The sequence below is a fragment of the Protofrankia sp. Cr1 genome (assembly GCF_963555865.1).
GTDB lineage: Bacteria > Actinomycetota > Actinomycetes > Frankiales > Frankiaceae > Protofrankia.
Genome location: NZ_CAUVXO010000042.1, coordinates 13,926 through 24,216, shown reverse-complemented (window position 1 = coordinate 24,216; position 10,291 = coordinate 13,926). Strand labels below are relative to the sequence as shown.

Annotated in this window: 3 protein-coding genes; all 3 read left to right on the top strand. The window is 68.2% G+C overall.

Annotation, left to right across the window (positions count from 1 at the left end; translation table 11 throughout):
* Positions 1-106 precede the first annotated feature (106 nt).
* Positions 107-3,190 carry a DUF6603 domain-containing protein gene (locus U9980_RS06400; RefSeq protein WP_322767087.1) on the top strand — a complete coding sequence of 1,028 codons (3,084 nt, stop codon included), beginning with the start codon at positions 107-109 and terminating at the stop codon, positions 3,188-3,190.
* Positions 3,190-6,627 carry a hypothetical protein gene (locus tag U9980_RS06395; RefSeq protein WP_322767086.1) on the top strand — a complete coding sequence of 1,146 codons (3,438 nt, stop codon included), beginning with the start codon at positions 3,190-3,192 and terminating at the stop codon, positions 6,625-6,627. The genes U9980_RS06400 and U9980_RS06395 overlap by 1 nt, the downstream gene beginning before the upstream one ends.
* A gap of 8 nt (positions 6,628-6,635) precedes the next feature.
* A partial coding sequence (locus U9980_RS06390; RefSeq protein ID WP_322767085.1) for a hypothetical protein occupies positions 6,636-10,291 on the top strand: 3,656 nt, incomplete at its 3' end.

Here is a 10,291-nt window from a genome sequence, read left to right as displayed (position 1 = left end):
GCCGAACGCCGGTCGATACGGCCGGACAACGGTGGGCGATACGCGCGGGTGACAACCCTCTGGAAATGTTGATTCCGTTGGCCGAGCGTAGGGGGGTGGAGCCGCGGTGACCGATGTCGGTACCGGTTTCCTGCAAGCGATCAGTGCGTTCGGAGCTACGCGGCTGGGCCATGCGACGGAAACATCCTGGAAGGACACGAAGTCGCTCGTCGCGACCCTGGGCGACGGTCTCGACGGCACGACGAAGCCGGCCTGGGAACAGCTGAAGGCCGCCATCGAGGCCGAGGCCGACCTCATCAAGCCGATCATCAAGAAGATCGACAGCCAGTTGAAGGTCATCGCGAAGATGGCATCCGACTCGGCTGCCGACGCCGGGATCGATCCGTTCACGGTGGGGATCGCGACGCGCATCGCGACCCGGATGGGCACGGCGCTCGTCGCGATCGACGAGGCCTTCAACATCGTCGCGACCCATCTGGCCACGACGAACGGCAATCTCGACACGACCCTGCGCGACCACCTCATGGGTATCTGGAACCCGTGGGCGCAGCCGTTCACGAACATGGGCGCCGACGCCGGCACGCTGATCGATGCCTTCGGTAAGACGGTGTTCAACATTGACCACACGACGAAGAAGCTCGGCGACCAGCTGACGTTCGGGCCGGCGACCGGCGAGCCCGGATCGTTCCGGCTCGCGGCGCGGCTCACCGACATCGCCGAGGCGAACTTCGGGGTGCTGCGCCTGAACCAGACGGTGCTCGAGGCGTTCGTGAGCTTCTCCCGCCGTGAGTTCCTCAACCCGACGGACGAGGAGAAGACAGGTCTCGTCGAGCGTGACAACAAGTGGTGGCGAGCCGATCAGGCCAACTTCGGCTTCCGCGTCTACACAGCCATCCGTCCCGGTATCCAGCAGGATCCGCTGCTCAGCAAGATCATGCCTGGCTCGCAGCCGCCTTCCACGATCAAGCCCTCCGCGGTCACGCTCGACTCGACCGACGGCTTCTACTTCGGCGACGGACTCGGCGCCGGCAACGAGAAGATCGTGTTGCCGGTCCAGTTCAACTTCCCCGCTGTGGATATCCGCGAGTTCGCGCTCGGGCTTGTGCGCAACCAGGCGCACGAGGTCACGGGCCTCGAAGTCACCACGATCATCGCCGCGAAGATCGGCGACGTCCTCGGCCTGCAGGTGGTTGGCGCAGGTGTCACGATCGCGCTCGACGGACAGCCGCCGAACCCGGCGATCTTCCCGTGGGTCGTGTCGCCGCGCTGGCCGGACGCCGTCGGCATCCGGGTCAAGGCGTCGGTCATCAAGGGCGGTGGTTACCTCGAACGCAAGCAACGCAAGTACGGCAACCAGACGATTACCGAGTTCAGCGGTGTACTGCAGCTCGAGATCCTCAAAGTCGGTGTCTTCGCCATCGGCATCCTCAGCCCCGACCCGTTCTCGCTCGTGCTCGTCATGGGGGTGCGCTTCCCGACCGCAATCGAGCTGACGTTCGGATTCACCCTCAACGGCGTCGGCGGCATGCTCGCCCTCAACCGCACCGTCGACACCGACCAGCTCGTCGCGGGCATGAAGAACCACTTCATCGACCGCGTGCTGTTCCCGGACGATCCGATGGCCGAGGCGCCGAAGCTGCTCGACCAGGTGGCCAACGTCTTCCCATACCACAAGGACGGCTTCGTCGTCGGTCCGATCGTCGAGCTCGGCTGGGGCTCGCAGGCGAAGATCGTCGAGGCGAAACTCGGCATCGTCCTGGCGCTACCCGACCCGAAGATCATCCTGCTCGGCGCCGTGCGTGTGCGTGCCCCTGCCAAGGATGCGCCGCTCACCGACTTCCGCTGCGAGGTCTACGGCGAGATCTCCACCGATCGGTTGCTTATCATCGCGTCGCTGCACGATTCGAAGATCGCGGGCATCAACGTGTCCGGCGACATGGGACTGCTCATCCAGTGGGGCGGCGGCGGAGCGTTCGCGCTGTCCGTCGGTGGATTCCACCCGAGCTACAAGGCCGAGGTGCCGCCGGCGCTCGCCACGCTCGATCGCCTCACGATGGACATGTCGGCGGGCAGGATCGTCAAGATCACTGTGCAGGCGTACTTCGCGGTCACCGCCGGAGCGGTGATGGCCGGCGTCCGCGGCGATCTGAAGGCCGACGTCGGCGTCGCGAGTGCGCACGCGTGGCTGCAGCTCGACATGATCTTCCGCTGGGTGCCGCACTTCGGCTTCGAGATCGACATTGCGGTGGGCATCGAGATCGAGGTCTTCGGATGCAGCTTCGCCTCGATCTCGTTCTCCGGAAAGCTCCAGGGCACGCGCCCGTGGTCGATCGAGGGAACCGCGACGGTGGACGTGTGGTTTCTGCCGACGTTCCACTTCGACCTCGGCCCGGTCACGTGGGGCGAGCCCGCGGTCGAGCCACCGCCGAAGGTCAAGGTGCTCGCCGAGGTCAAGAACGCGCTGGACAAGAAGGAGTCGTGGAAGGCGCTGCTGCCGCTCGACGGTGACATGCTCGCGGTGCTCGGACGGGTTGACGACGACGGCATCGTCGCGCATCCGTTCGCAGTACTCGAGGTCTCGCAGACCCGCGTCCCGCTCGAGACGCACATCGACCGTCTCGGGAGCGCGGAAGTCTCGGCGAACCGGCTGCACCTGGGACTGCCGTCGACGAGCATCGGCACGGTCGGGGCGGTCTCGACCGTGACCGCCCCGTTCTCGCCCGGCCAGTTCCTTGCTCTTACCGGCGAGGCCCTGCTGTCGAAGTCCGGCTTCGAGAACATGCCGAATGGCTGCCGCATGGCCACCTCGACCACGCCCTCGGCCGGAGCGAGCAAGGATGGCACGGTCAGGTGGCGGACTTACTTCCGTGGCTACGACAAGCCCGCGGAGGATCTGCGTTTCAAGACCGCGATGTTCAACGAGACGCTCGTGGGGCACTCGCTCATCTCTCGCGGGCTCGCGGAGAGGGACAACCCGTACCTGTCCCGACAGGAGAAGGTGAATCCGGATCCGTCGACCAAGCCGTCTGTCAGCAACGCCGGCACTGCAACCGTCCGGCGGGTCGACGACGGAACCCAGGTGCTCGCCGACCTCGGCGAACTGTCCGCCGCGGAAGCGAGTCGCGTGGCCGAGGCGGTCAACCTCTCGGGTGCGGGCAACCTGACCGCCGTTGCCGTGGGAGCGATGTGATGGCGGACTTCGACGCGGTCAAGGGCATCCGCGGACCCAAGCTCTCGGACCTCGCCGAACACGTGAACGACGTGCTCGCGGTAAAGCTCGGCGTCGGCGAGGAGTACGAGGTCGGCACGCTCGAACTCGACAGGTTCGACTTCGTCGCACGCGTGCTCAGCGGTCTGAGCGCTGCGATGCAGTCGCCGGCTCAGGGCACCCGCCCGCGGACGACGATCACCGTCCCGATCAACGACGACAAGGGCGGCAGCGACACCGCTTCGCGGACGATCACGCTGTACGGTCCCGGCGACGTGCTCGGGGTCGACGAAGGGCAGATCGTGAGGCGGTACCCCGCGCCCGGCAGCACGAACGCGGAGGAGACCTACCAGGCGCACATCGAGTTCGACCGCCCGGAACTGCCCTGGGTCTTCAGCGCCCAGACACCGTCGGACCGGATGTCGGCGTGGCTCACGCTCGTCGTGCTCGAGACCACCGAGATCGAGTGGGAACCGGCGCAGGCGGGGCTGCTGCCGGTCATCTCGGTGGCGGCGGACCGGCTGCCTCCGCTGGCCAACACGTGGGCGTTCGCGCACGCGCAGGTGTCGGGTGCACCGGCGTCGCTGGAGACTCGGCTCTCGACCGCGTACGCGCCCATCAACATCTCGCGGCTCGTCGCCTCTCGCGTGCTCACGCAGGAGACGAACTACACCGCCTGCCTCGTGCCCACGACGAAGGCGGGCGTGGCCGCGGGTCTGAACCTGCCGTCCGGCTCGCTCAGCCCCGCGTGGTCGGCGGGCGATGGCACTGTGCGGTTGCCGGTCTACGACTCGTGGGAGTTCCGCACGGCGCCGGACGGGGATTTCGCGAGGCTCGCTCGTCGGCTCGTCGGGATCCACGCACCCTGGGGCATCGGCCGGAGGATCATGCAGGCGTCTCGTCCAGGCGCCCCGCTCTCAGATTTCGATCCAGCGGCCGAAGGCAGCCGTCAGGTCATCCGGTGTGCGCTCTACTCGCCGAACCTGACGCCGCCGGGCAGCCCGAACGACAGCGCCGCGTGGCCCGCCGCCGAAGTCGCCCAGTTAAAGGACGCGCTCGAACGTCCGGCCATCATCGAGGGGCAGAGCCCCCACAACCCGGGCGCCATTCCCGACCTGCCGATCGTCGGTCCGCGCATCTATGCGAAGGCTCATCGCGCGAGTTCGACCTTGCCGGCCGCCGGTGACTGGTTCGCGGATCTCAACCTCACTCCCACCAACCGCGTCGTGGCGGGTCTGGGCACACGGGTGGTCATCAAGGATCAGGAACCGCTTATGCAGGCCGCATGGGCGCAGGTCAGCGAGATCGACAAGGCCAACCGCGCGCTCGCCCTCGCCGAACTCGCCCGCAAGTTGGCAGAACGCCTCCATGCGCGGCTCGACGGGATCGATCCGGGTCGGCTGTTGATGTTCATGCGACCGCTCGCTCCCCGTGTCCGGCTCGACGGCAACCAGCTGACGTTGGCGGGTCTGGTATCGCGTAGCGCGACACCACCGGCCGCGCTCGACAGTGCCTTCCGGCGAGCCGTGCGTGACACCGGGCCGCTGATGCGTCGCTTCGGAACCGAGCAGGCGTCTGCGGTGGCCGGCATCGCGGCGCAGGACGGTGCTGCCCGCGACTTCAGTCGTGTTTACGTTGACCTCGAAGGCATTTCGGCTCTGTCCGAGACGGCGATCCGCTCGCTCGATCTCGACCTCGCGGCGCGGGAGTTCGGCATTGCGCCGGACGAAGCAGTCAACCAGGTTCGCGCCGGAACCGAGACGCTGTCACAGGAGCCCTCGCTGGCCACTGCCGTCACACAACCCGAGTCCTGGGGCGTGGCCGATGCCACGTTTCTTCCGGGCGAGTTCGTCGCCGAACGCGTGGCCGAGGCGATCCGCATCAATATGCCGCAAGACGCTGCGGCGGATCCTGTGCGCGCACGCTCCCTCGGCGGACTCGCCGCCGGACTTGCCGCCAGCAACATCGGCGATGCCGTTCGATGGAAGCGAATCGCGCTCGACCTCGAATCAACCGTGACCAGAACTCTCGCCGAGCAGCACCAGCAGGGCCAGGTCGACGGGCCGGTGGTCGTGCCCGGCGGACCGGGCCGCGGGGTCGTGATCGACCGCGTCGGCGGCCCGGTGATTCCAGGCGAGATCAACGCCGGGCCCGGACGGATCGCACCCGGAAGGCTGGCGGCGCCAGGGGGCGGCGGAGCCGTTCTGCGCGCCAACGTCGCGCGGGTCCCGCTCGGAGTCGAGCGCGCTGCCGCGACGCGGCGTCTCTCGGTCGACGCGCGCGGCGAGATCTTCGCACCGATCAGGCGTGTGGTTTTCAACCCCGACCTGCAGGCACGGGGCGCCCTCACCGAGGCCCAGCGACTCGACGAGTTCCGGTCCCCGTCCGGCACCGCTCTCGCGGCGGTCGTCGCGAAGGCGGGCCGGATCGAGATGGCCGACGTGCGCACTGCGCTGTCGGGCGTGCTGGCCGCCTCCGGTGTCAACGACCTCGCGGTGACCCCGGCGCGCTCGCCGCTCGCGGTGACAAAGTCCGACCTGCTCGTCCGGCTCGATCCCAACCGTACGGTCCTCGACGTGACGAAGGGACGCGTCAAGGTCGGTGCGCTCGCGTTCGACCCGTTCCTCGACGGACTCATCCGGCCGATCATGGCCGCGCCGTTGTTCAAGCGGCCGATGTACAAAGCGCTCTACGAGTACGACCCCGAGTGGCTCGTGCCGGGACTGGGAACGCTTCCCGAGCCCGAGCTGGTGACGCTGCTCGCGGCGAACGACGTGTTCATGGAGTCGTTCCTCGTCGGTCTGAGTGACGAGATGGGCCGTGAGCTGCTCTGGCGCAACTACCCGACCGACTCGCGAGGGACGTACTTCCGGCGGTTCTGGAACCCAGCGAAGGACGAGCTCACTGTCGACATCCACCGCTTCGCTCGCACTCCGCTCGGGCGCCACGTGGTCTCGGGCCCGCCGGGACAGTCCGGGCGTGCCGTCGTGGTCATCCGCGGCGAGGTCGTCCGGCGTTATCCCGACCTGACGGTCATGGCACTGCGCCAGGAGCAGGATGCCAACGGCAACTTCGTGCTGCGCGACGGGTACCCCGTGCTGCCCGAGGAACCTGACGGTGCAACGACCGCCGCGAAGTCGTTGTTCACCGCGATGCTGCCGCCGGACATCATGCTCGCCGGTCTGGACATCACGATCGACGAACTGCGCGCACCGGGCTGGTGGATAGTGATCGGCGAGCACCCGCAGGCACCGCGGTTCGAGCGCCAGGATGTCGACCTGATCGGCCACGAGGTGCGGTTCGTCAAACCGAAGCACTCGGACGCCTCGTGGCACGGTGGCGAGGAAGCATCGGCACGGCTCGCACAGCCGACACGCATCGCCTTCGAAGCCGTCGACTTTCTGAAGGACGCAGGCTAGGAGACCACATGGCGGAGATACCCCAGCAAGTACTCGATGCGCGGGCGACCGTCGCCCGGCTGCAGGTGGAGCGTGACCTGCTCGTGGCCGAGGCCGCCCGCGAAGGCGCTGTGAACCACGACCGGCTCCTCGACGTCGACCGCCGTATCGGGGTCGCCCTCGACGGAGTCCTCGACCTGTTCGACCCATGCGACGCCTCGCCGTCGGTACCACTGGTGCTGCTGCCCGTCCGGCTCGAAACGCGCTTCAAGGGCAACCAGTTGCTGGTGCGGATCTTCCCCGACAGCGTGCACGTGGATGACCTGCAGCGTGGTCTCACGCCGGACGAGATCGCGGCCGGACGTGGTTACTGGACGAGCGTCTGGAGCGATCCCGTTCCCGACACCGCGTGGCCGCAGTTGGTGAAGGCTGTCGGCGTCGCCCGCGCAGAGTGGGTCGCGCACGTGTGTACTCCGACCAACCTCGGCGACCGCGGCGCCGGTGTCCCACAGTTCGCGGACCCCGAGACAGCGGGTCCGCGAACCATCACGGTGCGCTCGTTGCCCGACCGGTTCGTGGTGCTCGCCGTGCACGGCGAGCAGGTGTCGAAGACTGTCGGCAAGGTGGTCCCGCGCGACCTGTCGTTGTCGCCGATCCCGCAGCCGGGCGATGCGTTCGCGCCGACGCCGGACGCGTTGAACGTGCCGCCGGCAAGCGAATGGCTCGTCGATTTCGGCAAGGCGGTCGAGGTCGGGATGGCCGTCCGGATCGATCTGCAGGGTGGGGCCGGTCCGATCGATCGGGTCATCGCGATCGGCACGCGGCCCAGCCTCAAGCCCGAAGACGCGGCGGCCGAACTCGAGGCACTGTTCACCGGGCACCGGTTCAGCCAGGGACTCGGGCTGCTCGCGCAGGGCACGGCGACGAACAACAACGACTCGTCGCGTTCACCGTTCCAGCCGCGGCGGGCCCCTGTGCCGCCATCGTTCGTTCCGGCGACGACCCGCGACGGCTCCGACACCGCTGCGGCGGCGAAGGCGCTCGGTGTCGACGCCCGGGTGCTCACCGGTCTCGTCGGCGACGGCGTGGGCGAGCAGGCGGTGGCGCGCGCGGTCAACACCGCGCTCTGGACGCCGGGCTGGGGCGAATACATGTACGGCGTGCAGAAACGTAAGGTCGCTGGACTCGACGATGCACAGCGTGAGTCGGCCCGCGAACTCTTCCGCGATCATGTGCGGGGTCAGGGAAACGCACCTGCTCTATGCATCGGGGCGCAGCCCTATGGACTTCTCACCGTGTCGAACGTCGCCGCCTGGAGGCCCAAAGCCGGTGAGAGCACAGCGGGCATCAAGAACGTGCTCGATGCGTTGCTGCCGTACTGGCAGGCGGCCGCGCGAACGTCTGTGCCGAAGCTTCGTCCCGGCGCCGCCGATGTCGAGGCGACCCTGCTCGAGATCATGGGATCAAGCCCGGTCATGCAGGGGTTGCGGGTTCGTCCGGTGTTCGACGACGACGCAACCGATGCAGCACTCAAGGCGTTCGGATTGAGTCGCAGGGCCTATGAGGCCGAGCAGACGATGCGTAAGTGGGCGTTCTGGCGACTGGGTCTGCGCGGCGAAGCCGCGAAGCTCGCACCGGGATCGCTGCACCAGCGGACAAGGCCGCTACCTCTGCCACTGGTGGACGAGAGCGACTCTGCGTTCATCACCACGATCCTCGCGGACTCGTCACAGGTGCCGAAGGTGGCGAGCGTGCTGCAGGCGATGCTCGCGCTCGCGCTGAAGTCCGACGAGGCGCGACTCGCCCGGTCCGCACCCGCGACGGTGCTCGGTCATCTCATCGACCTGTCGGATCTGACCGTCGCGCTCAAGACCAAGGCGTCGACGCTCGCGGCACAGGCAGGTGACGCTTCACCGGACGACGTGCTGCGGCTCGTCGACGAGATCCGCGCAACGGGCGTCACCGCGGCATCGACGTCGAAGCTGGCGACTTTCGAGCCGATCCCTGCCGTCCGGACCTCGCTCGGCGAGGTTGCGTTGTCGGCGCCGGTGACGCGCGAGGCGAGCACGTTCGCGTCCGAGGTCTTCACCGGGTGGCTGCTGCAACTCGGCTACCTCGGCGAGGTGCGGTCGGCGATGCAGGCGCTCGTGGGTACGGACCTCGCGACGCGACGCAATGCGGTCGCGTCCGCGCTCGACTGCTCGAGCCACCGCCTCGACGCATGGATCAGCGGCGTCGTCAACGAGCGGCGCGCGCGACAGGCCGGAGCCTTTGGCTCTCGGGGACTGACGATCGGCGCCTACGGCGTCGTCGAGGATCTCGTTCCGGACGTGCGTCGATCAGGGGACGGCTGGATCCACGCACCGTCGACGAGGCACGCCGTGGCCGCGGGAATACTGCGCAGCTCGCACCTGTCGCACCTGTCGCAACAGGGCAACGGACCGTTCGCGATCGACCTTTCGAGCATGCGCATCCAGAAGGCTCACGGACTCATCGAGGGAGTGCGCTCGGGCCAGCAACTCGGCAGCCTGATCGGCTACCAGATCGAGCGCGGCCTCGCGGCGAAGGGCCTCGCCCGCCTGCAGCTCAGCCTGCGCAATCTGGCACCACTCGTGGCGCGCCGGCTCAACGACGCCGACGGTGCCGACGACTCGGCCGCGAAAGAGGCGATCGCGGCCGACAACGTCGTCGACGGTGTACTGCTGCTGCACAAATTCCCGCCGGACGACCCCGCAAAGCTCGCCACGCTGAAGCCACTGCTCGATGCCGAGCCGGTGAATGCCTACCTCGAGCCCGGCCAGTGGAAGCCGCTGGTGGCGGACGAGTGGAACGCCGTGCAGCAGGTGCTGCGGGATGCAGCCGAGACGATCGATGCGGTCGCCGACATCATGCTGAGCGAGTCGGTACTGCACTATGCCGGCGGCAATCCATTCCGCGCTGCGGCCGCCATGGACGCCATGTCGACCGGAGCGAGTCCGAACGACACCATCGACGTGCTCGAGGCACAGGACAGCGGCGACCGGCTCACGCATCGGGTGCTCGCGGTCGTCGGGGCGAACCCGCCGGCGAGCGGGTGGAACACGTTGACGCCTCGTGCACTCACCGAACCGCGGATCGAGTCGTGGGCGGCGGCGCACCTCGGAGATCCGGCGAAGATTGTGGTTGCCGACACCGACACCGACACCGACACCGACCCGATCACCCTCGATCAGGCTGGTCTCGCCGCGCTCGACCTGGTCTTCTCGACCGATCTGCCGGCGCTCGAACGTCTGTTACGCCAGCGGATTCCGGCGCTGGGAGATGCCGAGATCGCGGTGCGACGCAATCCGGCCTGGCCAGCCGATCGGCGTGCGCTCGGTCAGACCCTTCGGCTGGCAAGCGTCCTGCGGTCGATGATCGCGGGCGCGAGTCCGGTGCTGCCGGCCGACCTCGCCCGCCCCACCGATCCGGCGAGCAGGGACCTCACCGCGGCACTCCCGGAACTGATCGGTCGGGTCACCGCCCTGGCGGCAGGCTTCGCTGCTGCGGTCCAGGCGGCCGAACCGACGCTGCACCAGCTGCCGCCCGACGGCATCTCGGCGTCCGAGGCGGACGCCGTGCCTTTCGTCGCGGCTGCGTACACGCTCGCACCGTACGGTGTCCCGCTCGCGCCCTTCGCCGGACGTCCGCTCGACGTGTCCTGGAC

Excerpts from the sequence above, each read along its gene's own strand:
- U9980_RS06395 (WP_322767086.1), top strand. The coding sequence starts at position 3,190 with ATGGCGGACTTCGACGCGGTCAAGGGCATCCGCGGACCCAAGCTCTCG.